The organism is Novosphingobium sp. ES2-1, assembly GCF_015169775.1.
GTDB lineage: Bacteria > Pseudomonadota > Alphaproteobacteria > Sphingomonadales > Sphingomonadaceae > Novosphingobium > Novosphingobium subterraneum.
In genome coordinates this window covers 533,017-553,926 of sequence record NZ_CP063446.1, presented here as the reverse complement: position 1 = coordinate 553,926, position 20,910 = coordinate 533,017, and the positions used below count along the sequence as shown (strand labels likewise).

General features: G+C 65.0%; 18 protein-coding genes, 1 tRNA gene and 2 pseudogenes. 9 read left to right on the top strand and 12 right to left on the bottom strand.

Going from position 1 to position 20,910, the window contains the following annotated elements:
* Positions 1 to 17: 17 nt before the first annotated feature.
* Positions 18 to 932 carry a PRC-barrel domain-containing protein gene (locus tag IM701_RS17810; RefSeq protein WP_193828624.1) on the bottom strand — a complete coding sequence of 305 codons (915 nt, stop codon included), beginning with the start codon at positions 930 to 932 and terminating at the stop codon, positions 18 to 20.
* A 248-nt stretch (positions 933 to 1,180) separates the two neighbouring features.
* On the bottom strand, positions 1,181 to 2,428 hold the full coding sequence (locus tag IM701_RS17805; RefSeq protein WP_230487904.1) for a S8 family serine peptidase: 1,248 nt from the start codon (positions 2,426 to 2,428) through the stop codon (positions 1,181 to 1,183).
* An 86-nt stretch (positions 2,429 to 2,514) separates the two neighbouring features.
* On the opposite strand from IM701_RS17805, the gene IM701_RS17800 reads away from it, so the two are divergent.
* The 3 genes from IM701_RS17800 (at position 2,515) to IM701_RS17790 (ending at position 4,768) form a co-directional block, all read left to right on the top strand.
* Complete coding sequence (locus IM701_RS17800) at positions 2,515 to 3,003, top strand: RNA polymerase sigma factor (protein ID WP_039335753.1); 489 nt, start codon at positions 2,515 to 2,517, stop codon at positions 3,001 to 3,003.
* Positions 3,000 to 3,707, top strand: coding sequence for an anti-sigma factor (locus IM701_RS17795; protein WP_193828623.1), 708 nt, complete (start codon positions 3,000 to 3,002; stop codon positions 3,705 to 3,707). The genes IM701_RS17800 and IM701_RS17795 overlap by 4 nt, the downstream gene beginning before the upstream one ends.
* Before the next feature lie 89 nt (positions 3,708 to 3,796).
* Positions 3,797 to 4,768, top strand: coding sequence for a hypothetical protein (locus IM701_RS17790; protein WP_193828622.1), 972 nt, complete (start codon positions 3,797 to 3,799; stop codon positions 4,766 to 4,768).
* 455 nt (positions 4,769 to 5,223) lie between these two features.
* Here IM701_RS17790 and IM701_RS17785 read toward each other — a convergent pair whose 3' ends face one another.
* From IM701_RS17785 to IM701_RS17770, 4 genes are all read right to left on the bottom strand, one after another.
* Positions 5,224 to 6,414 (bottom strand): replication initiator protein A, encoded by a 1,191-nt coding sequence (locus IM701_RS17785; protein WP_370584379.1) that lies wholly within the window; start codon positions 6,412 to 6,414, stop codon positions 5,224 to 5,226.
* A 460-nt stretch (positions 6,415 to 6,874) separates the two neighbouring features.
* The gene (locus IM701_RS17780; protein ID WP_193828620.1) at positions 6,875 to 7,978 is read right to left on the bottom strand and encodes a ParB/RepB/Spo0J family partition protein; all 1,104 of its coding nucleotides are present in this window, start codon (positions 7,976 to 7,978) and stop codon (positions 6,875 to 6,877) included.
* 170 nt (positions 7,979 to 8,148) lie between these two features.
* Positions 8,149 to 9,351 carry an AAA family ATPase gene (locus tag IM701_RS17775; protein ID WP_193828619.1) on the bottom strand — a complete coding sequence of 401 codons (1,203 nt, stop codon included), beginning with the start codon at positions 9,349 to 9,351 and terminating at the stop codon, positions 8,149 to 8,151.
* 97 nt (positions 9,352 to 9,448) lie between these two features.
* Positions 9,449 to 10,267 carry an SDR family oxidoreductase gene (locus tag IM701_RS17770; protein ID WP_193828618.1) on the bottom strand — a complete coding sequence of 273 codons (819 nt, stop codon included), beginning with the start codon at positions 10,265 to 10,267 and terminating at the stop codon, positions 9,449 to 9,451.
* A 139-nt stretch (positions 10,268 to 10,406) separates the two neighbouring features.
* Here IM701_RS17770 and IM701_RS17765 point away from each other — a divergent pair, with 139 nt between their 5' ends.
* Both IM701_RS17765 and IM701_RS17760 read left to right on the top strand, forming a co-directional pair.
* Positions 10,407 to 11,168: an SDR family NAD(P)-dependent oxidoreductase gene (locus IM701_RS17765; RefSeq protein WP_193828617.1), complete on the top strand. Its 762-nt coding sequence runs from the start codon at positions 10,407 to 10,409 to the stop codon at positions 11,166 to 11,168.
* A 10-nt stretch (positions 11,169 to 11,178) separates the two neighbouring features.
* Positions 11,179 to 11,706, top strand: coding sequence for a VOC family protein (locus tag IM701_RS17760; protein ID WP_193828616.1), 528 nt, complete (start codon positions 11,179 to 11,181; stop codon positions 11,704 to 11,706).
* Between the two features lie 248 nt (positions 11,707 to 11,954).
* On the opposite strand, the gene IM701_RS17755 is transcribed toward IM701_RS17760, so the two are convergent.
* The 5 genes and pseudogenes from IM701_RS17755 to IM701_RS17735 all read right to left on the bottom strand — a co-directional run bounded on the left by IM701_RS17755 (position 11,955) and on the right by IM701_RS17735 (position 16,406).
* Positions 11,955 to 13,475: a chemotaxis protein CheW gene (locus tag IM701_RS17755; RefSeq protein ID WP_062342566.1), complete on the bottom strand. Its 1,521-nt coding sequence runs from the start codon at positions 13,473 to 13,475 to the stop codon at positions 11,955 to 11,957.
* A 5-nt stretch (positions 13,476 to 13,480) separates the two neighbouring features.
* Positions 13,481 to 13,789, bottom strand: a pseudogene (locus IM701_RS17750) (methyl-accepting chemotaxis protein); the annotation flags it as partial.
* Positions 13,790 to 13,846: 57 nt separating this feature from the next.
* Positions 13,847 to 14,958, bottom strand: a pseudogene (locus IM701_RS17745) (enolase C-terminal domain-like protein); the annotation flags it as partial.
* Between the two features lie 40 nt (positions 14,959 to 14,998).
* Positions 14,999 to 15,991, bottom strand: a complete 993-nt coding sequence (locus IM701_RS17740; RefSeq protein WP_193828613.1) for an MBL fold metallo-hydrolase — start codon at positions 15,989 to 15,991, stop codon at positions 14,999 to 15,001.
* A gap of 341 nt (positions 15,992 to 16,332) precedes the next feature.
* Positions 16,333 to 16,406 (bottom strand) — tRNA-Gly (locus tag IM701_RS17735).
* Between the two features lie 167 nt (positions 16,407 to 16,573).
* Between IM701_RS17735 and IM701_RS17730 the strand changes: the two genes are divergently transcribed.
* Entirely contained in the window at positions 16,574 to 16,864 is a 291-nt protein-coding gene (locus IM701_RS17730; protein WP_039335738.1) for a DUF2218 domain-containing protein, read from the top strand.
* A 71-nt stretch (positions 16,865 to 16,935) separates the two neighbouring features.
* Here the strand turns inward: IM701_RS17730 and IM701_RS17725 are convergent, their stop codons facing one another.
* Complete coding sequence (locus IM701_RS17725; RefSeq protein ID WP_039335737.1) at positions 16,936 to 17,844, bottom strand: SDR family NAD(P)-dependent oxidoreductase; 909 nt, start codon at positions 17,842 to 17,844, stop codon at positions 16,936 to 16,938.
* Between the two features lie 176 nt (positions 17,845 to 18,020).
* Between IM701_RS17725 and IM701_RS17720 the strand changes: the two genes are divergently transcribed.
* The 3 genes from IM701_RS17720 (at position 18,021) to IM701_RS17710 (ending at position 20,907) form a co-directional block, all read left to right on the top strand.
* Positions 18,021 to 18,791 carry an SDR family NAD(P)-dependent oxidoreductase gene (locus IM701_RS17720; RefSeq protein ID WP_193828612.1) on the top strand — a complete coding sequence of 257 codons (771 nt, stop codon included), beginning with the start codon at positions 18,021 to 18,023 and terminating at the stop codon, positions 18,789 to 18,791.
* Complete coding sequence (locus tag IM701_RS17715) at positions 18,784 to 19,323, top strand: nuclear transport factor 2 family protein (RefSeq protein WP_052242527.1); 540 nt, start codon at positions 18,784 to 18,786, stop codon at positions 19,321 to 19,323. The genes IM701_RS17720 and IM701_RS17715 overlap by 8 nt, the downstream gene beginning before the upstream one ends.
* Before the next feature lie 105 nt (positions 19,324 to 19,428).
* The gene (locus IM701_RS17710) at positions 19,429 to 20,907 is read left to right on the top strand and encodes an NAD(P)/FAD-dependent oxidoreductase (protein ID WP_193828611.1); all 1,479 of its coding nucleotides are present in this window, start codon (positions 19,429 to 19,431) and stop codon (positions 20,905 to 20,907) included.
* Positions 20,908 to 20,910: the final 3 nt, after the last annotated feature.

Genomic DNA, 20,910 nt, shown 5'->3' with positions numbered 1-20,910 from the left:
TTTTGCCGGCCTTTACATCAATCCTCCGCAGCGGCTTCCTGCTGCTGGGCCACGCGCTTGATCTGGCCTTCGCCCATTGCCGAGACGACAGCCTTGCCGTTGCCGCTGCCGCTGAAGTTGGCGGCGGGCAGCATGGCCTTTTCGCCATCGACCTTGACCAGCAGGGATTGCACCCGCCCGCGGCTGTCGGCGATCACCTCGCGGATCTTGCCGATCTTCTCGCCATCGGGGCCAAGCACGTTCATGCCCTTGCTGAGCGAGAAGGCGCCTTGCGCCGAAGACGCTGCGCTGCCGGCCAGGGCCAGCGATCCCGCACCGCCCGAAAGCGCGCCATTGGCCGAACCGCTCGCCATCCCCGCGCCAGAGCCAGCGACGGAACCTGCCACGCTGCGCCCGCTGGTCGCCAGCGCACCGGCAGTGCTGCGGGTGCCGTCAACCGCCCCGCGCGCCGTGCTGCGTGCCGTTCCGGCCACTTCGCCAGCGGTCGACCGCACCGCATCGGTGCCGATCAGCTGGGCATTGGCGCCACCCGAAGCCCCGCCCGAAGCCGCGCCAGAGCCGCCTGCGCGGGTCATGCCGGTCGGGGTGGAAAGCGTCTGGCCAAGGCTGCCGGTCAGCGAACCGTCGGCACTGCCCTGTGCGCCCACCTTGCCACTCTTGCGATCGACCGACTTGCTGGCCGAAGCGCGGCCCGTGGCGTCGGCCGAGCCGCGCGTGGTGCTGCGTGTAGTGCTGCGAACGGTGCTGCGCGTCGTGCTGTCGACGCTGTCCATGGTCCGGCCGATGGTGCTGCCCCCGATCGAACCGCCAAGCGTGCCGCCCAGCGATCCACCAAGGCCGCCGCCGATACCGCCCCCGCCCAGGATCTGGGCCTGTGCGGCAGGAGCCAGCGCGATCAGCATGGCGGTCGAAGCGATAAGGATCTTGCGCATCGTGAATTTCCTTTCCTCAAAGTGGGCAGGGCCGCCTTCGCAACGGCCTCTCACAAAGGAAAACGGATGGGCTGTCCGGTTTAATTCACGCGCCCCAGAATTTTTTCGGAAATCACCCGGGTTGCGAACGCCAGCGCCAACGGCCCACCCCGCTGCGACTAATCTCGCCTTCGGCTCGCCAAGTCTCGCTCCCCTCCCGCAGGCGGGAGGGGTTGGGGGTGGGCATTCAGCGCCCATCCCTCGTCACCCTACCGCGCGGGCCGGCAGATCGTGCACAGCAGCCCGCGGCCATACGTGCCATCCGGGCCCCGTGCGCCCAGATCGATCGCCTCGGCATCAAGCTTCGGCCCCAGATTGGCGCCCCATTTCAGCGCCACGCGCGATGCCACCAGCGGCGTTGCAAACGATGTGCCGCGCACTTTCACCCGCCGCCCCGCAGCATTGGTCGCCGCGATATCGGCCCCCGGCGCGGCATAGTCGAGATGAAGCGCCCGCCCCGCCTCGATCAGCGCCCGGTTGCGCCCGTCCACCGCCGTCACCGCGATCACGCCGGGGTAGGAGGCGGGATAGGAAGGCGGCGCCGCCGGGCCATCGTTGCCCACCGCCGCCACGATCACCGCGCCCTTGCCCTGCGCCGCCTTCACCGCCCGCGCCAGCAGCGGATTGGGCGGGCCGACGAGGCTGACCGATACCACCTTCACGCCCTTGCCCACCAGCCAGTCCAGCCCCTTGGCCACCGCCAGGGCATTGCCGCCTGCCGGGTCGCTGCCATAGACATCGGCCACCAGCACGCGCTGCACCCCGGCAAACTGCAGCAGCGAGGTAACCGCGCTGCCATGATCGCTGGCCTTGGGCGCACCACGGGCAAAGCCGCGCGTTTCGGCAGGTTTCAGCCCCGGCATGGGCGCGCCGTCGATAACGCCAACCGGCGTTGCTATCGGCGGCATGGCCCCTGCCCTGCCCCCTGCCGCGCCCCCTGCCCTGCCTGCAGAACCCGACGCCGTGCCGCCCTGAAAGTTCAGCGTATCGGCAGCAACGGTCGCTCCCGGCAGCGCCTGTGACAGCACGTCCTGCGCCTTGGCCAGCCCCATGCCCGAAGGCACGCCCAGCCGCACCACTTCAACCCCCAGATCGCCCAGCCGCTCGCGCGAAAGCACGACAAAGCCCGCCCGCTGCGCCGTGGCGATGTCGTCGGCAGTGGAGTCCATCACCAGCAGCTCGCCGCGCCGGGCAAGCGCGCCCGCAGCATCCTTCTCGATCAGGTTGCGGTTGGCACGCGCCAGCCTGTCGAGCCGGACCAACCGCGCCTCGGCAAGGCCCCGAACGGTCCGGGAGACATTGCCCCCCAAGTCGCCCAGCGTATCGCCCAGTGTGCCGCCAAGGCCTCCCAGCGTCCGCCCCGCCGCCCCCTGCCCCAGATCGGGCAGCGCCAATTGCGCGCACAGCGGGGTAGCCATGGCACCAAGCGCGATCAGGGGGATGGCTAAGCGTTTCATGTTCATAAAAATATTGCCATATCTTCGCTGTCTCACGGATTAAACGAACGAGGCCGTCCGTTCTATCCATCAGAAAGGTAACGACACTGGCCGATCCCTTCGCCGATGGCATCCTTGCATTGCTCCCGCGCTTGCGGCGCTTTGCCGCCGGGCTTTCGCGCGATGCGGGCGAGGCCGATGATCTTTGCCAGACCACCATCGAACGCGCCCTGCGCTCGCGCAGCAAGTGGCAGGAGGGCACGCGGCTCGACAGCTGGATGTACAGGATGATGCGCAATATCTGGATCGATGAAATCCGCGCCCGCACCCGGCGCCACGAGACCTTCACAGACGAGGAAGCGGGCCTCGGCGTCGGCGCATCGGGCGGACAGGAAGCCCGCGTCGCCCTGGCCGACATGGACCGCGCGCTTGCCCGCCTGCCCGATGAACAGCGCGAGGCCGTGCTGCTGGTGATGGTCGAAGGCTGGTCCTACAAGGAAGCAGCCGAAATCGTCGGCTGCCCGGTCGGCACGCTCAATTCGCGCCTGGTGCGCGGACGCGATGCCCTGATGGCCCTGCTGGGAGAAGCGGCATGACCCCCACCGACCAACAGCCCACCCCCGAACAAATCGCCGCCTTTGCCGACGGCCAGCTTGAAGGGGCCGAACTCGAGCGCATCGCTGCGGCCATTGCCGCCGATCCGGCGCTGGAGAAGCAGGTTGCCGCGCATCGCGCCCTCGCCCAGCGGCTCGGCGCCCATTTCGCGCCCATTGCCGCCGAACCGGTGCCCGATCATCTCGCCGCGCTGCTCAAGGCCCCGCAGGACAATGTGGCAAGCCTTGCCGATGCGCGCGACCGCCGCAAGGGGCCGCCGCGCTGGACATGGCTTGCCGGCCCGGCGCTTGCCGCCTCGCTGGTCCTTGCCCTCACCCTGCGTCCTGCCAGCGATGCCGGCTATGCCGATGCCCAGCTCGCCAGCGCGCTCGATAGCCAGCTCGTCGCCGGGCAACAGGCCGATGCCCCGGTGCGCGTCCTGCTCAGCTTCCGCGATGCAGGCGGCGCCTATTGCCGGGCGTTCGAACGCGCTGCCAGCGCCGCCATCGCCTGCCGCGATGCGCAAGGGTGGCAATTGCGAAACCACAGCGCGGCCAGCAGCGGCGGCGCACCGGCGGGGGAATACCGCCAGGCCGGCAGTGCAGGCGATGTCCTCGCCGCAGCGCAGGCCATGGCCGCAGGCCCCGCGCTTACCGCAGAAGAGGAATTGGCCGCGCGCCGGAACGGATGGCGCGAGACGCCCTGATCCGCCGCCCGTTTCGCTCATCATGATAGGATACCAAAGTGCCAGTTAGGTATCCCAATCGTTGACGGTGCGAGGCAATGCCGCTATCCGTGCCGGCTCCCGTGGCCTACGATCCCGCCCCCCTCACCCTCGCCTTCCGCCGCGGCCAGCTTGATGCGCTGGTCCGCACGCACCTCGATCCTGCCGGGCTTTTCACCCCGGAAATGCAGCAAACGCTGGCATTGCGCCAACTCTCGCAGGCCTGGGCCGCCTATCGCGAGGACCGCGGCATCACGCTTGGCGCAAGGCTGGTCGGGGCCGAATGCGCGGCAGAGCGTGACGCTTTCCTCGCCCTCCTCACGGCCATCCTCCCCTCCCCCGCATCACCGCTGGCAGAGGCCGTGCGGACCGTCCGCCGCATTGCCGTTGCCCCCCTCGCCGCCGAAGCCCGCCAAGCCGCCACGATCGCGGCACAGAGCATGGTTCAGCTCGAAGCGGTCATCGCCACCCTGTCGGGCGATCGCCTGCCCACAGACCCGCTGGAGCGGCTTCTGGCGCTGATTGACCAGCACCGCTACTCGCTGGGCCCCGCCGGCGATGACGCGCTCGGCGCCACGGCGCTCAGTCCGTGCTGGGCGATCAACCTCCTCCCGCTCGCCCGGCCCCAAGTCTTTGCCCTCACCGCCCCGCCCCTGCCCTTGCCCGCGCTTGCCCGGCGCCGCCTGTTCCGCGCCGATCTTTCCCCGGCGAAACGCCGCGATGCCGCGCGTGAATGCCTGCTGCGGGCCATGCTCGAAGCGGCCCGCGATCTTGACCGGATCTGGCGGGCCACGCGACGCTTTGCCGCCGAATTCCCGCAGCAGCGCTCCCACTCGCGGCTCGGCACTGCGTGGCTCCTCCTCGTCGGCCTGGAAGACCTCACCCCCGCCCAGCTCGGCCGCGCCCTGGGCGTGACCAAGGCCGGCGCGGGCAAGCTGCTGCGCCAGCTCGAAAGCGGCGGTCTCGCCCGCTCCAACGGCATGTTCGAGCCCTATTCGTGCACGCCCATCGCCGCCGCCCCCTTTGCTGCCGACCTCTGTTGAGGCCTGCCCCACAAGACCTCATCCCTTCATCTCCAAAGAAAGCGAAGCTTCCCAGGGGTTAGAGGCCTTTAGATAGGGTTAGACAGGTTAAGCGCCCCGCGCCCTGTCCCGACTCGCCAATTCTCCGCGATTCGCGCCATTCCGCCTGTTCCCGGAGTGTCGGCCAATCGTTCCCGATGGATCGACCCGGTGTTCCTGAAGGATCGACGAGGCGTTCCTGATAGGTCGAAACCCCGGACCAGACCGTTCCCGATGGATCGATGGACCGGATCAGGGGTGCGATGGGGTGCGGCGATTGAATCACTTTCCAACAGAACTCCAACAAGTAGGTTCAAATTCGGTGGATAAGCATGCCGCTGCAAAATCCTCGGGAAACGTCGCCATACCACGCCCGACACTTCAGGAACGGACACTGTCTGCAGACCCGACATTTTCGGAACGGAAGAGCGCGAAGTTCAACGGCGCAGGGTGTGGCCGTGCTTCTCGTGGTGGCGCTTGACGAAGCCGATGAAGGCTTTCTGCCAGTTTGCGGGCAGCCGCGCCGCGTCGGCATTCACCCAGCCTTCGAACTCGGCATGGAGCGCGTGGAGGTCCCAGCCCGGGCAAGTTTCGCGCAAATAGGCGATGGTCTCGTCGGCCATGAACCCGCGCGTGGCGTTGTCGCTCAGGCCCTTCACCGCCCTGCGGATCAGCGCCGAGGCGTCAAAGGTTTCGGTCGGAGAAGAATGTTTCCCCGGGGAAACACCCGAGGGCGAGGTACCGCCGACAGGTGCGGGGTCAGCGGACTTGCTGCTGGTGGGCGGTGCCGAAGCGCGCTCTGCCTCGGGCTGTCGTACCACGCCGCCAGTCCCCTGCCCCACGACGCCCGCGCCATCCTTGCCGTCGATCCGGCGCATGCGCAGCATTGGCTCGCCGCCCTTGGCGGTCTCCACGCTGAGGCCATAGCCCGGCAGCGCGTCCTTTTCGGCAAGCTTGAGGATCTCGAACTTGAAGCGGCGGTATTCGCCCTCCGCACCGGACTTCTCGAACAGGGTCGGCATGGAGATGGCAAAGCCCTCTTCCCCTGCCCCCCCGGCATGCTTGCGCGCCACCTTGTAGAGCCAGCGTTCGCGTCCGCCGGTAATGTCGAAATAGGCGCGGTCGATGGAGAGCACGCCGCCCTTCATCATCACGCCTTCCCAGAACCAGTTGGACAATTCGATGGTCATGCCGCGCGATCGTTCGGTCTTTTCATCGACCAGCTGGGTCCAGCCATCGAGCCATGAAAAGGTGGCTTCGCGTCTGTTTTCCGCGCGGATGTTGGTCTTGATCGTCGTGGCGACAAGGCGGTCCAGCGCCTGGCCGAGCAGCTCGTAGGCGCGGCCCGTGGTCGGCCTGCCGATGGCGCGGAGCAGGTCGTAGGGCATCAGGTTCAGTTTGCGCGGCACGTCGTTGACGCCGCGTCGTGCCATGTCGGCAAGCACGCTGGCGCAGTAGATCAGGATATCGGCATCCCAGATCGTCGCCATGCCGTATTCCGGACTGGCCGAAACGTGGACCCACAGCTTGCCGTCGGGCGAGGTGTAGTCGATCGGCTTGACGCGTTTCGACTTGGCGAGGCTGAAGAAGGGACGCTCCATCATCTCGCGCTGATCGCGCATCGGCATGTCCGCCACGTAGGGCAGGAACAGATCGAACTGGTCGCCCGACGGACCCTTGCGGTTCTGCGGTTGCGACGGTGCAGGGCGGGCGCGGGTCACGGGGGAGGGGCTTTCGCGGATGTTTGACTTCGCCGAACTCGCCTTCGGCTCGTTTCCCCGGGGAAACATCTTTGAGTGAGGATCGCTGTGGCTCGTTTCCCCGGGGAAACACGCGTGCTGAGAGGTTGCGCCAAGCATCCTTCGACAGGCTCAGGATGAACGGAGAAGGGGGAAGGCGGTGTGGATGGGAGCGTTATGTAGATAACAAATCCTGAAATCCGCTCAGCCTGAGCCTGTCGAAGGCCCCACCGGACGAAATGTTTCCCCGGGGAAACACCTGTCCGGATCGAGGGGGACGGGGCGCACGGGAAAAATGTTTCCCCGGGGAAACATTTTTCTGCCGCTGCGCTTCTCCCCCCGTTTTCCATCAGAGCAGGATGCTCCGGCCCTCGTCCTCAAGCTGTTCCAACGCTTCGCGCGCCAGTTCGAGGAGGGCGTCGAGGTGCATGCCCGAACCGGCGTGGAAGCGCAGGGTCACGCCCTGCCGGTTGATCGAGCGCAGGGTGATGGCCGGCCTGCCGCCACGGCCTTCGAGCACGATCTCGCGCGGAGGGGCATCGGCCCTGACGCTCGCCGCCGCCATCAGACGGGCGACAACATCGTTGGCGGCAATCGCCGGATCGCCAGACTTGCGCCGTTCTTCCTGCAGGCGAGCCAGCACCTTGGCCTCGCGCAGGATCGCCGGAGCCAGCTCCCGGTTGTCGAGCAGCTGGGCGAGGGGGTAGGCGGGCTTCATCTGCACGTCTGCAGGACTGGCGAAGGCGGCAACCACGGACTCGGGCAGCGAGGCTACCTTGAGCATCTTCGACAGCCAACCTTTTGACAGGTTGAGCCGGTCCGCCATGCGCGTCAGGTGGGCGCCGTAATGGTCGTAGAGCGCCTGCGCATAGTTGCGGGCGCGCTCGAGGTCCGACACGTCCTTTCGCGCGCGGTTCTCAAGGTCGGCCAGGCGGAACGCGGCCTCGTCATCGAGCTGGGCGACTTGCGCCACGAACTGCATGTCGGGGTAGGAGTGGGCGCGCAGCCATGAGATCGACCAGTGCCGCCGCGTGCCGGCGATGACTTCGTAGTCGTGGTCCGGATCACCATCGATGCGGCGCACCACGGCGGGGACCTTCTGGCCACCCTCGGCAATGATCGAATCGATCAGCTCGCGGCAGGATTCGACCGAGAGGTGTTCGTATGAGCGGGCATTGCCCTTCCACACCCGCACCCGCGCCGGATCGAGCAGCAGCTGCGTGACCTGGCGGACTTCGCCGCTCGCCACCCGGGCCAGCGCGCTTTCGCGGCCGAGCAGGGTGGTGCCGCGCAAGCGCTCGTGGCGCGCCGGGGCAGGGGAGGGGCCAGGGGAAGGAGCCGGCGATTCGGCAACCGTTTCCGAGGTCGCCGTTTCAGAAACTTCCGATTTAGTTTCAAGCACTTCCTCGTCAGCCAGCAGGCTTGCGAGATAGTCCGACTGCTTACGCGCCATAAGTCACCTCGTTGCGAAAGGCGCGGAACATAAAGTGAACGATTGCCTGTAGGAAAGCTCTGTTTCCTGCGCGGCGTCCTTCGACAGGCTCAGGACGAGCGGAGTTGATGGGTGATCTCATTGAAAAACCCCGCTCATCCTGAGCTTGTCGAAGGATGCCGGATTTAAGCCTACGCATGGATCACGTCCTCCTCTCTTGCCGGGGCGACGCGGCCCCAGCCGGCGCGGACGAGTTGTTCGATCTGGCCCATCGCTTCATCGAGGTTGGCGCGGCAGCGCTTGTGGGTGCGCGGCGTGCCGATCGGCTTCTCGAGTTCGTAGACCGTCATCATGCGCAGGGCTGCGTGGCTGATCTCGGCGCTTTCGAGGATGGGCACGGGCAGCAGGGCTGGGCCGAAAGTCTGCTCCATGATGGTGCGGACCATTTCGTGGGAAGGATCGCCGCCATCGAACTTGGAGCAGATCAGGCGGACGAAGCTGTAGTCCACCGCGATCCCGGCCTCGATCAGCTGGGCGATGACCTGGTCCATCATCGAGAGAAACTGCACGGTCGAGCAGAAATCGGGCGTGGTGGCAGCGAGCGGCACCAGCAGCGCGTTGGCCGCCTGCATGACGGCAAGCGATATCGTGCCAAGGGCCGGGGGCGGATCGAGGATCACCACGTCATAATCGCGGGCCATGTCCATGAGGCCCGCCTTCAGCTTGCGGAAGCGCGCGGCGAGGACCGACTGGCCGTCGGAACCGGAGGCGGCAAGTTCATACTCCACGTCGAACAGTTCGAGGTTCGAGGGGATCAGGTCGACATTGGGCCAGGGCGTGCGCTTGACCGCATAGAGCAGGTCAGTCTGGGTCGGGTCGATTGAAAGATAAGGATAAAGCGTTTCGTCGCGGGTGATGTTGAAGTGCGGGTTGAAGCCGAACAGCGTCGTCGTCGTCGCCTGGCTGTCGCAGTCCACCACCAGCACGCGATAGCCCTGCACCGCGAAATAATGGGCGAGGTGAGTGGTGACGGTGGACTTGCCGACGCCGCCCTTGAAGTTCTGCACCGCGATGATCGCCGGCACGTCGAGCGGGGCGCGGGCAGGGGAGGCGCCCAGCACTTCGCGCATGTGCATCAGCTCTTCCATCGAATAGCCGAGGCGGCGCCCGTTCTCGCCCGAGGGGGGCGGGGGGAGGCGGCCGTCATCCTCGGCCATGCGGATGCGATTCGTCGAGCAGCCAAGCAGCTGCGCCGCCTCGGCAATGCCGACACGGACGTTGAGTCCCTTGCGGCTGTCTGGCAGGAAAGCCTTGCGGCGCAGGCGCTCGATCATCTTCTCGCCGGCTGAGGCAAGATCGCCGATCTGGCTGACTATTGAATTCGGATCAGACATCGCCCGCCTGTTTGAAGCTGTTTGGGCGACTGGTTAACCGATTTCCTTCAAACGTGCAACGGCCAAGCGAAACATCTCAAGAACGGGTCGTGGTCGATCAACCCTCGGCCATGGCCTTGGCCACGGCGGCGTTGATTTCATCGCGCGTGGGGTTGCGGCGCAAGGTCAGGCCACCATTCACCTGCAGGTTTTCCCCGGTCATGAAGCACTCGTCGCTGGCAAGGAAGACCACGGCGGCGGCAACATCTTCGGAAGTGCCCCAGCGGCCAAGCGGATAGGAATTGCGGAACGATTCGAAGAGGCCGGGGACCTGCTTGGCCTCGGCGTTCATCGGCGTATCGGTGAGGCCCGGCGAGATCGAGTTGGCGCGGATGCCTTCGTGGCCGAACTCATGCGCGATGCAGCGCACGATGTGATCGGTCCCGGCCTTGGTGCCCATGTAGATGGCGTGATCGTTGAGCATGATCGTGGCCGTGGCCGAGCTGATCGTCATCAGCGAACCGCCGCGCCCGCCAAGCGACTTCGCCATCTTGCGGATCATCGCCTGGAAGAACTGGTGCGGGCCGACGAGCTGCAGCGCGCTCATCGCATCAAGTTCGGCGCGGGTGACCTCGAGGAAGGGCTTGAGCAGGCCCCAGCCGGTGGCGTTGATCGCGATGTCGATGCCGCCGAGCTTTTCGGACGCAGTATCGGCCAGGGCGTTGACGCTGGCTTCGTCGGTGATGTCGCACGGCGCCCATGCGCAGCCGGTCTGCGCGGCGAAGCTTGCCAGCACGGCTTCCTTGCGGCCCGAAACCAGCACATGCGCGCCTTCTTCGATCAGGCGCCGGGCGATGACCTGCCCCATGTTGCCTTCGCTGCTGGCGCCCAGCACCACGGCGGTCTTGCCTTCGAGACGGCCCGTACCCTTGGTCATATCCTTGCTCCCAATCACGTTTCCTGTTGGCTACCACTCGATGGGCCAGCGCATTTCCTGTTCAAAAGGGGAGTGGCTTGCCATGGCCACCCCCTTCAAGAACGCTGCAACGGATTCTGCGGGATAGAGGAGCGACAACATGGATCTCGGACTCAAGGGCAAGAAGGTGATCCTGACCGGCGGCAGCCGCGGCATCGGGCGGGCGACGGTGGAAATCCTTGCTGCCGAAGGTGCGGACATCGCGTTCTGCTCGCGCAATGCCGAACAGGTTGCCGAAACCGCGGCGAGCCTTGAAAAGCATGGGGGCAAGGTCTTCGGCTCGGCCTTCGACATGGATTCGGGCCCGGACGCCTATCGCGCCTGGCTGACACAGGCGGCAGAAAGCCTTGGCGGTTGCGACATCTTCATTCCGATGATCTCGACCTCGGGTTCGGGCCAGACCGGTGACTGGCAGAAAGGCCTGGACCACGACATCATGGGCTCGGTGATCGGCGTGGAAGTGCTGGAGCCTTACCTTGAAAAGTCGGATGACGGTTCGATCGTGATCCTGTCGTCGACGGCGGGGCTTGAAACCTTCATCGTGCCGCAGGGCTACAATGCGCTGAAGGGCGCGCTGATCGTCTATGCCGGGCAGCTCAGCCAGGCGCTGGGGCCGAAGGGCATTCGCGTCAACGCGGTTTCGCCCGGGCCGATCAAGTTCCCCGGCGGCAACTGGGACGTGATCGAAGGCGCTGCGCCCGATCTGTACAAGTCGGTCGAAGCCGGATTTGCGCTGGGCCGCTTTGGCGGGCCGGACGACGTGGCCAAGGCCGTGGTGTTCCTCGCCAGCCCGGCATCGTCCTATACCACCGGCACCAACCTGGTGATCGACGGCGGCTTTACCAAGCGCGTCCAGTTCTGAGGACCAGACCATGAGCATCGGGGCCAAGGGGCTCCAGCATATCGGGGTCTCGGTCCCCGATCTCGACAAGGCGCGCGCGTTCTACCTCGACCTGCTGGGTGCGGTCGAGGTGGGGCCGCCGCTGGAATGGCGGGACAATCCGTTCATCGACGAGGTGATCGGGCTGAAGGGCAGTGCGGCGCGGCAGTTCATGTGCCGGTTGGGCAATGCCCATATCGAGGTGTTCGAATATTCCGCGCCCGCGCCCGAGCGGCAGGACCCGGACCGCGGCGTGAACCACCACGGCTATACCCACTTCGCCGTGCAGGTTGACGATATCCAGGCCTGCTACCAGCGCCTGCTCGACGCCGGCATCCGCGTTCATGCGCCGCCTTCGATGGCGGGCATCACGGTGGACGATGACGGCCGCCGCCACGGCTATGCCGCAACCTATTGCCGCGATTTCTTCGGCAACGTGTTCGAGATCATGGAGATCTACGACGACCCGCAGATCCGTCCCGTGTGGCGCGAGGGCGACGGCGTCATCGCGCCGGACTGATCCCTTCGCGGTGAAGCGCGGGCAGCGTTCGCTGCGCGTATCGCAGCTGAAAGCCTGGCGCTTTGCACGCGCAGCGTCTTGCGTCGTGTCAAACGAATGAAGCGTTACAAAGGTGGCCTTGCGGCTGGGTCTGTCTCCGCGTCGTGGTCCGCCGAATGTCGTCCTTCAGGGTGGAGATGGCGCGGGTTGCCGGGGACGCAGAACTACCCGGGCAAGTGAGGTTGCCGATAGGCGGCCTTTTCGTTCGCTCAGTTGCGAGCCGCTTCCTGCTGGACGTTCAACAGCCGCTCCGCTGCGCCGGCAAGGTCGAGCACCGTGCAGGCGTGACCATCGCTCAACCGGATGGTCGGGCCGGGCAGGCCAGGCAAATGTGCAGTCCGGTCCTTCGCCCCAACTTCCTGCAGCGCCTTGCGATCGACCGAATGCAGTTCGTCGACGCGAAATCCGGCGCGGCGCAGGCCATCAGGATGGTCGGTTCGCGTGACGATGATATATCGCCCATCGCGGGTGGCGGCTTCGCCCAGCACGTAAGACAGGTCGAGTAGCGGGACGCAGTGCCCACGTGATGCGAATAGGCCCAGCATGCCGCAATCGCCCGATGGCATGGGCAGGGTGGCGGCTTGGGCGAGCAGGATCTCCTCGACCGAGCCAAGCGGGGTCGAGAAGCGCTGATCACCAACTGAGAAGACAAGAAACGGCTTTTCGGTCGGGCGCGTTGTCAACTCGTCGGCTTGCCCGATACGTACTGCAGTTGTTGCGGTCTCCTGCACATTGCGGATCACGCCAAGATTGCGGAGGCCTTCGTGCGCGGCAAGCTTCTGCGCGTTGATCAGGAGTGCGCTGCCGTCAGCCGTTTCGAGTATCCCCAGAGACAGGACCGCGCCGGCTACGGCGTCCTGCAGAAGTGGCGAGAAACATCGGGCAGCGAACCGGCCGATGTCGTCCACGGTGTCGATCAGGAGCGCCACAAGACCGAAGGGCTCTGTCCAGCCTGGCGGGACAGGGTTCGGCAATTGCGTGCGCACGACAATGCCGGCACCGCTTCGCCGGCCTTTTGGCAGCGATCCATGACCGAGCAAATGCAGGGTGTCGACCACCGGGATTTCCGCGCCCTTGTATTCGCGCTGCGCGATCCAGAGCTCTGTTTCCTTTGGCGTCGGCAAAAGATCGGCAGAAGGAAGACTGGCATCGACGCAGCTGGCTGGCAGGGCAAGCCGCAGGCCTGCAACCGTAAACACGAGGATGGGCTCGTCGATCTGACGGGAATCGTCCTTGCTGGCGGCCCGATCGGTGGCCGTGACCATTCCGGGCAATCCGATGATCGCTGCGGGATCAAGTACAACGCCATTGTGGGCGGCAACGCGGAATGTACTGAAAAACAGCCGCACACCTTCATCCGTGGCAGCCTGGCTGAGCGGACTTATCTCGCGGGTGGTGAGCGGCATGACGCCGATGATGCCATCAGCCAGAACCGCAAAGATGTGCTGCTCCTGGCGCAGGATCACGACAATCGAGCGCTCGTCAAACTGCTGTCCACCACCGTCAACTGACGGGTTCAGTGCTTGGGCAAGGTCAATCACGGGAATGACTTCGCCGCGCAGCTCGAGAGCGCCAGCTATGTCAGGCCGCGATGCGGGGAACGGTTCCAGTCTGGACGGGCAGGGTACGACTTCCCGGATTGCCGCCACGGGCAGTGCTGCGCAAAGCCCGGCAATGCGGATCAGGCCAAACAAGGTATCGTGTACGCCCGGCTGCAGCACCGCAGTCATCGTCTTCAGGCAGCGATGCTGGTTGTGGCGGAAAGTCTTGAAATCTGCCCAACGACATTTTCGGTCAGCTGTGCCTGGTTGGCAGCAAGCCGCGTAATCGCCTCTATTGCGGCATTGGTCTGCTGAACGCTGGACACGATTTCCGAAAATGCGTTGCGCGCCATGCGGGAGCGGTTGGTGCCTTCGCCGACTTGCGCATTGGACTGATCTATAAGTCGTGAAATGTCGCGCGCGGCGGCAGAGCTGCGTTCGGCAAGTTTGCGCACCTCGCCGGCAACGACAGAGAAGCCCACGCCATGCTCGCCCGCTCGGGCAGCCTCGATCTCGGCATTGAAGGCGAGCAGGTTGGTTTGCCCGGCGATCTCGCTGATGATGCAGCCCTTTTGAAAGGCGATCTTGCCTCCCACCAGAACTTCGTCATCGTCCTCCACCCACGGGTAATGCGTATCGCAGGCATAGGTAAGTTTCGGCGTTGTTGCCGCGAGATGCGCCATTGCCATCAGGCTGATGCCCAGGTGCAAGTTCGAATGCATGGAAAGGCCAAGCCCGAAGGTTGCGCAGATCGTGGCGAGATGCTGGCTTGCCCCCAGGCCACCCAGTAGTGGTGGTCAGAGAGCACGATCTGCACGGCATGTTTCGCTACGCTTTGCCGCACGTGATCGAAGCAGGTGACGACCATGTTCGTCGCCAAAGGCAGGCCGGTCTGCCGATGCAACTCGGCCATGGCATCGAGCCCGTCGACGGGATCCTCGTAGCACTCGATAAGATGTCCCAGCCTTGCCGCAACCGAGATGGCCGTTTCCATGGACCACGCCCCGTTCGGGTCAATGCGCAAGGGATATCCCGGGAAGGCTTCTGCCAATGCCTCGATGCTGGCGACCTCGATCGTCGGAGGAAGGGTGCCGCCCTTCAGTTTGATGCCCCTGAAGCCATGCCTGGTTATCATCCGGCGTGCCTGCGCCACGATCTGGTCGGGCGTGGCGGCTTCCCCCCAGCTGTCGGGCCGGTCCGGAGTGTCGATATGCCGGTCGAACTTGAAGAATAGGTAGGCGCTGAACGGCACCTCGCGTCTCACGGCACCGCCCAGCAAGGCATGGAGCGGCAACCCGGCAGTCTTTGCCTGAAGATCGAGCAGCGGGACTTCGATGGCGGAAAGGCAGCTTGCGCCCTGCCGGGCAGGGTCCGAACCCGGCGCCAACTCCTGGCCGGGAGGAGGGGGTGGCAGTCCTGCAAGCGTTTCGCCGATGCTGTTTCGCAGACCGTTGAGGTCCGTGATCTCGAGGCCGATTAGACGGGGCGCTACCGCTTCGAGCGCCATCAGCGATGCCGCATCGCCGTACCCTTCTCCCAGGCCGGTCTGGCCGTTCGATGCCGTGATCTCGATGATCGATCGCAAGGCGTAGGGTTCATGCACGCCGGCCGCGTTGCGCAGCGGGGGATCGCGAAAGGCGATCGGCGTGACCTTGATGTCGACGATGCGCACCCGTCGTCCGGGATCGCCCATTGCGCCTTGTGCCATCAGCTCAGTCTCCGCTTTCACCCATGCGAGCGAGCTGCACGCGCGAGCACTTCTCCATCACGCGAGCGAATCTTTCGGGACGATCGATGCCGTAGACGAACGGATTGGGATCGGTTGCGAGACCGTTGCGGAGCAGCTGAATCTTTTCGATGGCACTGATGTGCGCCGGATGATTGCTTATCAGCGCATCCACCCCGGCCGTCTTGCCAAGGCCAGACCACCGGATCAGCGAGGCAATCTGAGTTTTGATGGTTTCGCTGCTGCTGCCGCCGCCGGTGCCGCCCATGAGGCCGACAACGTGCTTCTTGCCCTTGTCGGTCACCGGGAAGATCATCGACAGCGTGCCGGGCGTATGTCCGGGAGTGACATAGAGCTTCACCGTGGTCTGGCCGAGCGTGATCTTGTCTCCGTCCCTGGCTACGATATCGCGCCGCGGCGGAAGCAGGTCGGCAAAAGGACCGCCGCCGCGATGCGATCTTTCGATCATGTCCCAATCCGCCTGCGACAGCACAACCTTTGCGCCGCCCCAGTGGTCCCCATGGCCGTGCGTCACGATCAGATTGCGGATACGCTTCGGGTCGAGGCCAAGCCGGGCCATGTTGGGCAACATGATCTCGCGGGCTTCCGCCTCGCTGTTGAGGGCATCGATCAGAATTATGCCGTCGCTCGTGTCCAAGGCCCAGGCCGAGACCGCATTCTGGCCGATGGAATAGAGCTGATCGAAGACCCGGGCCTCTGGCACCAGTCCGTCGTGCTGGATGGCGGAAACTGTCTTGCGGTCGAGCGGGCTGGTCATGCAGCGCCAGTAGAACTCCGGCAGCAAGTCGGGTTCTGCCAGCTTTCGCGCGGCCGAATGATGACGCGCAACCGCAGCGCTGTCCTGCGCCGGAAATGCGGCTTGCGAGGGGTAGCTGGCAGGGCCGGTCGCCTGCAGCGGGGCTGCAAGCAGGGCGCAGATCAGGCTGGCACCGATCGCGGGAACGCGAAGCGTCGTCATAGTCTGCACCTCTCCGGCCTGTTCTCATGCGACGTCGGACCAAGTGGGGACGTCAATGCGCGGCCATCAAGGGATTGAAGTGACGACGCGTTATGTCCAGTCCGGAAAGGGCATTGATCCATGCTATCGGAGCATTCGTGCACCTTGATAAGCTTTGCTGACATGTTCAGCTTGGCCGGTGATCTAGAACCAGAGGGTAGCATGCGGCGCGGCACTGAACCGCCCCATCGAAAAGCTGCTTCGTGCAGCAGATATTCGCGGTTTCAAGCGACTCGGTGACGCCAAAAATGTCCGCTTTATTGCGGATTACAGCGATCTGGGTGTGCTGGTGAACGGGAAGTTGGAGCGGGTAGCGGGAATCGAACCCGCATAGCCAGCTTGGAAGGCTGGAGCTTTACCACTAAGCTATACCCGCTCGGGCCAGCAGGCCTCATTGGCCTCGTGGTGCAGGCAGCGCGCTTGCCACGGACTTGGCGATCTAGTCAACCTTGGATGAAGCATGAATTCGCGTCGGCAGTTGACATGATGTGATTACGATATATCTTAGATGCATTGAAAACAGTCTTTAGAAGCGAGTGATCCATGACCTCCAGCCGCGCCACAGTCCCGACCGCAAACGCCAGCCGCTACTTGCAGCAGCTCTGCAAGCATTGGGGCCACAAGTTCGAGGTGTCCTTTGATCCCCATGAGGGTAGGGTTGCCCTTCCGTTCGGACCAGTCGATCTCAAGGCCCACGACTCAGCCCTTGAAGTCACGTGCACCATCGACGGCGAAGGCGATCTTTCGCGAATGCAGCAGGTTGTCGCCGATCATCTCAATCGTTTTGCGCACCGCGAAGGCGAACTGGCATTCGACTGGCAGCCGCTGAACTGAAAGCTTCACGGCGCGAACACCCCCGTCTTCCTTTTCACGAAAGCGGGGGCATCGACGTTGGTGCTGTCAGATCACTCCTGCTTCTCCATGAACACCCGCGCGCGATCGGCTGCCCAGTTCTGCAGGGCTTCGGTGCGCAGGCGGGCGCCTTCCGGGTCGGCTTCGAGGGGGAGGACCGATTCGACGATCCGATCGAAGTGGGCGCGCAGGCCGTCCCTGGCTTCGGGGTAGGGGATCACGTAGAGCTGGTTGGCTTCAATCGCGCGCTTGACGTGCTCGGCGAGTTCGACCGGGTCCATGCCGTGCTGGTGGATCGAGTGGAGCGAGGCGATGGAGTCCTCGTTTTCGACGTAGCCGCTCTGGCCGAACTGCGCGGGGCGCAGGCGGCTGGCTTCGGCGATGTTGGACTTGATGTTGGCCGGGCATAGAACTGAAACGCCGATGCCGTGCTTTTCAAGGCCGAGGCGGTAGCTTTCCATCAGGTTCACCACCGCAGCCTTGGCCGCCGAATAGGGTGCCGCCAGCGCGCTGCCCATCAGGCCGCCGAGGGACGAGGTGGTGACGATGTGACCGGGCTTGCCGCTTTTGATCATGCGGGGCACGAAGGTGACCATGCCGTTGATTACGCCCCCAAGATTGACGCCGATGATCCAGTCGAAATCGTCGTAGCTGGTGTTCTCTACCGGGCCGAAGCTGTTGACCCCGGCGGTGTTGAACAGCAGCGTGGGTGCGGCGCCGAACACGGCTTCGACTTCGTCAGCGGCACGGGCGTAGGCAGCGCGGTCCATGATGTCGAGCACGAGGCCGTGGGCGGTGATGCCCTCTGCGCGCAATGCGGCGAGCGCCTGATCGATGGCCTCGGCCCGGATATCCGCGATCACGACCTTTGCGCCGGCACGGCCGAAGACCTGCGCCTGCCCCAGCCCTGCGCCAGAAGCGCCGCCGGTGATGAACGCGATCTGATCGTTGAAGTCTTGCACCTTTGCGGCTCCTCTGCCCGATATTGTTAGTGTTACTTACAAAAGTCGCGTGACCAGGGCAAGCGCTGGCGATAATCCGGCCATGTTGCGCATGATTGACCTCACATCCGATAAGGTGCACCAAATGCGTAACATAAGCTGACAAGTTCAGCGCGAAGCGAAAAACGGGAGATAGTATGGGCGAGATTTTTCCGGCCGGTGCAACGATCGTATTCGGCGGCAGTGGCGGCATCGGCCGGGGCGTGGCGCTGGAGTTCGCGCGCGAGGGCAGCGACGTGGCGGTGGTCTATCGCTCGAAGGAGGATGTGGCCCGCGCGGTGGCCGACGAGATCGCTGCGCTGGGGCGCAAGGCCACGATTCACCGCGCCGACGTGCGCGACCGCGGGCAGGTGCAGGCGGCGCTGGCGGGCGCGGTCGAACAGCATGGCCGGGTGCATACCGTGGTGTGGGGGGCAGGGCCGGTGGTGCCGCAAGTGGCGATTGCCGACTGGACAGAGGAAATGTTCCGCACGTCGATGGAGATCGAGGCGTTCGGCTTCAACAATGCCGTCCACGCCGCGCTGCCGCACATGCGCGCAAGCGGCGGGGGAAGCTTCGTCCATCTCGGCTCTGCCGGGCACGATTGGTGGCCGAAGCTCGATGGCCTGTCGGTAGCGCCCAAGGCCTGCAACGAGGCGCTGATCAAGGGCATCGCCAAGGAGGAGGGCCACAACGAGATCCGCGCCAATTCGATTCTCGTGGGCGTGATCGATGCCGGGCAGTTCAAGATCGGGCAGGAGGCGGGCACATTCACGCCGGAATGGGAAGCTGCGGTCAAGGCGATGCTGCCGCTGAAGCGCTGGGGCACGCCGCAGGACATCGGGCAGGCTGCGGTCTACTTCGCATCGTCGCGCGGGAATTACGTCACCGGGCAGACCATTTCTGTCGGCGGGGGCTTCGGTGTCTGAGCTGGCACCGCACCCGATCAGCCTTGACGAACTGATGGCGCGCGAGGCGCTGCGCCATCTTGTCACCGCCTATGGCCACTGCATCGACCGGCGCGACTGGGATCTGCTGCGCACCCTCTACCATGACGACGCGGTGGACGATCACACGCCCTATTACTGCGGGCCGGTGGATGGCTACATCGCGTGGCTGCCGGGCATGATGGCGAACTGGCGGGCGACGATGCACACGGCGCTCTCGGCGCTGTTCGTGGTGGACGGCACGCGCGCCCAGGGCGAGATCACGGCGCGGGCGTGGCACCTGACGCTGGATGGCGAGCGGCAGTTCGTAGCCTGGGGGCGCTATGCGGATCACTACGAGCAGCGCGACGGGGTGTGGCGCTTTGCCCGGCGCTCGTTCATCCTCGATCATGCCGAGGACCTGCCCGCCGCGCAGGGCGACGATTTCGGCAGTGGCGGCGTCGGCACCGGGCGGGCCGGGGCGGACGATCCGGTCCATGCGCGGCTTTCGCTGTTTGCGCGGACGGATGCGTAATCAGCGGTTGGTTTCGATACGCATAATACGTTCGGGTGATGACGCCGGCGCGGGGGTGAGCGATCTGGCCGGTACTGAACAGGCACTCACGAGAATGGGAAGAGAATGACGGAGACGGGTGGGAAGGCGCGGTTGCGCTATGCGGTGATTGGTGCGGGAATGTCGGGCGTGATGGCGGCGATCAAGCTGCTGCAGCGCGGCGATGCCGACTTCGCAGTGTTCGAGAAAGGCGCGGAACTGGGGGGGACCTGGCGCGATAACCGTTACCCGGGCCTGACCTGCGACACACCGTCGCACGCCTACAGCTACAGCTTTGCCCTGAACCCCGACTGGAGCGCCTACTACGCCACCGGGCCGGAAATCCACGCGTACTTCAAGGGCGTGGCCGAACGCTTCGGGGTGGTGCCCTACATCCGCTTCAACAGCGAAGTCACCTCGTGCACTTTCGACGATGCGACGAGGACATGGACCCTCGGCATCGTCGATGGCTCGACCTACGAGGCAGACGTGGTGATCGTTGCCACGGGCGTGCTGCACCATCCGAAGATGCCGGACCTGCCGGGGCTCGATACGTTCAAGGGCAAGGCGTTCCATTCGGCGCGCTGGGATGACAGCGCCGTGCTCGACGGCGCGCGCGTCGGCGTGATCGGTTGCGGGTCGACCGGGATCCAGATCGTCAACGCGCTGAGCAGCCGTGCGGCGAAGCTGGTGCACTTCCAGCGTTCGCCGCAGTGGATCATGCCGGTGGTCCAGTTCGAATATACCGCCGAACAGCGCGCCGCCTTCGCCGCCGATCCTTCGCTGATCGAGGCGATCCGCAATGACCCGCAATACTGGGAGGCGGTCTATCGCTTCACCGAGGGCGTGACCGACTTCACCAGCCCGCAGATGCACGAGATCGAGGAGCTGTGCCGCCAGAACCTGGAGCAGAGCGTGCGCGATCCGGAATTGCGCGAAAAGCTGCGGCCCGATTATCACGCCGCGTGCAAGCGCCTGATCTATTCGTGGGAGTACTACGAGTGCGTGCAGCGCCCCGGCGTTTCCGTCGAAGTGGGTGCGATCGAGCGGATCGTGCCGGAGGGCGTGCTGATGAAGGACGGCACCTTGCACGAACTTGACGTGCTGGTGCTGGCAACCGGCTTCCGCGCCGACAGCTTCATCCGCCCGGCGGTGGTGACCGGGCGCGGCGGGCGCTCGCTCGACGAATTCTGGGCGACCCGGCCGACTGCGCACTATGCGATCGCGATGCCCGATTTCCCGAACTTCTTCATGCTCAACGGCCCCGGCGCGCCGGTCGGCAACTTCCCGCTGATCGACATCGCCGAGCGGCAGTGGGAATACATCGAGCAACTGCTCGAACCGGTGCGGCGGGGCGAAGCGCGTACGGTGGAACCGCTGGAACCGGCCTATCAGGCGTATGAGGCGCGGCGCATCGCGGCAGCGAAAAAGACGATCTTCGGATCGGGCTGCACTAGCTGGTATCTCGACAAGACCGGCATTCCCGCGACCTGGCCGTGGGGCTATCACGACTTCGCCAATGCCATGGCCAAGCCGGTGGCCGAAGAGTTCGCGTTCGCGGCCTGACCC

What these genes read in the sequence shown, in the direction of transcription:
- IM701_RS17810 (WP_193828624.1), bottom strand. Translation starts at nt 932, where the DNA reads ATGCGCAAGATCCTTATCGCTTCGACCGCCATGCTGATCGCGCTGGCT.
- IM701_RS17805 (WP_230487904.1), bottom strand. Translation starts at nt 2,428, where the DNA reads ATGAAACGCTTAGCCATCCCCCTGATCGCGCTTGGTGCCATGGCTACC.
- IM701_RS17795 (WP_193828623.1), top strand. Translation starts at nt 3,000, where the DNA reads ATGACCCCCACCGACCAACAGCCCACCCCCGAACAAATCGCCGCCTTT.
- IM701_RS17785 (WP_370584379.1), bottom strand. Translation starts at nt 6,414, where the DNA reads ATGCCGATGCGCGATCAGCGCGAGATGATGGAGCGTCCCTTCTTCAGC.
- IM701_RS17780 (WP_193828620.1), bottom strand. Translation starts at nt 7,978, where the DNA reads ATGGCGCGTAAGCAGTCGGACTATCTCGCAAGCCTGCTGGCTGACGAG.
- IM701_RS17775 (WP_193828619.1), bottom strand. Translation starts at nt 9,351, where the DNA reads ATGTCTGATCCGAATTCAATAGTCAGCCAGATCGGCGATCTTGCCTCA.
- IM701_RS17770 (WP_193828618.1), bottom strand. Translation starts at nt 10,267, where the DNA reads ATGACCAAGGGTACGGGCCGTCTCGAAGGCAAGACCGCCGTGGTGCTG.
- IM701_RS17765 (WP_193828617.1), top strand. Translation starts at nt 10,407, where the DNA reads ATGGATCTCGGACTCAAGGGCAAGAAGGTGATCCTGACCGGCGGCAGC.
- IM701_RS17760 (WP_193828616.1), top strand. Translation starts at nt 11,179, where the DNA reads ATGAGCATCGGGGCCAAGGGGCTCCAGCATATCGGGGTCTCGGTCCCC.
- IM701_RS17755 (WP_062342566.1), bottom strand. Translation starts at nt 13,475, where the DNA reads ATGACTGCGGTGCTGCAGCCGGGCGTACACGATACCTTGTTTGGCCTG.
- IM701_RS17740 (WP_193828613.1), bottom strand. Translation starts at nt 15,991, where the DNA reads ATGACGACGCTTCGCGTTCCCGCGATCGGTGCCAGCCTGATCTGCGCC.
- IM701_RS17730 (WP_039335738.1), top strand. Translation starts at nt 16,574, where the DNA reads ATGACCTCCAGCCGCGCCACAGTCCCGACCGCAAACGCCAGCCGCTAC.
- IM701_RS17720 (WP_193828612.1), top strand. Translation starts at nt 18,021, where the DNA reads ATGGGCGAGATTTTTCCGGCCGGTGCAACGATCGTATTCGGCGGCAGT.
- IM701_RS17710 (WP_193828611.1), top strand. Translation starts at nt 19,429, where the DNA reads ATGACGGAGACGGGTGGGAAGGCGCGGTTGCGCTATGCGGTGATTGGT.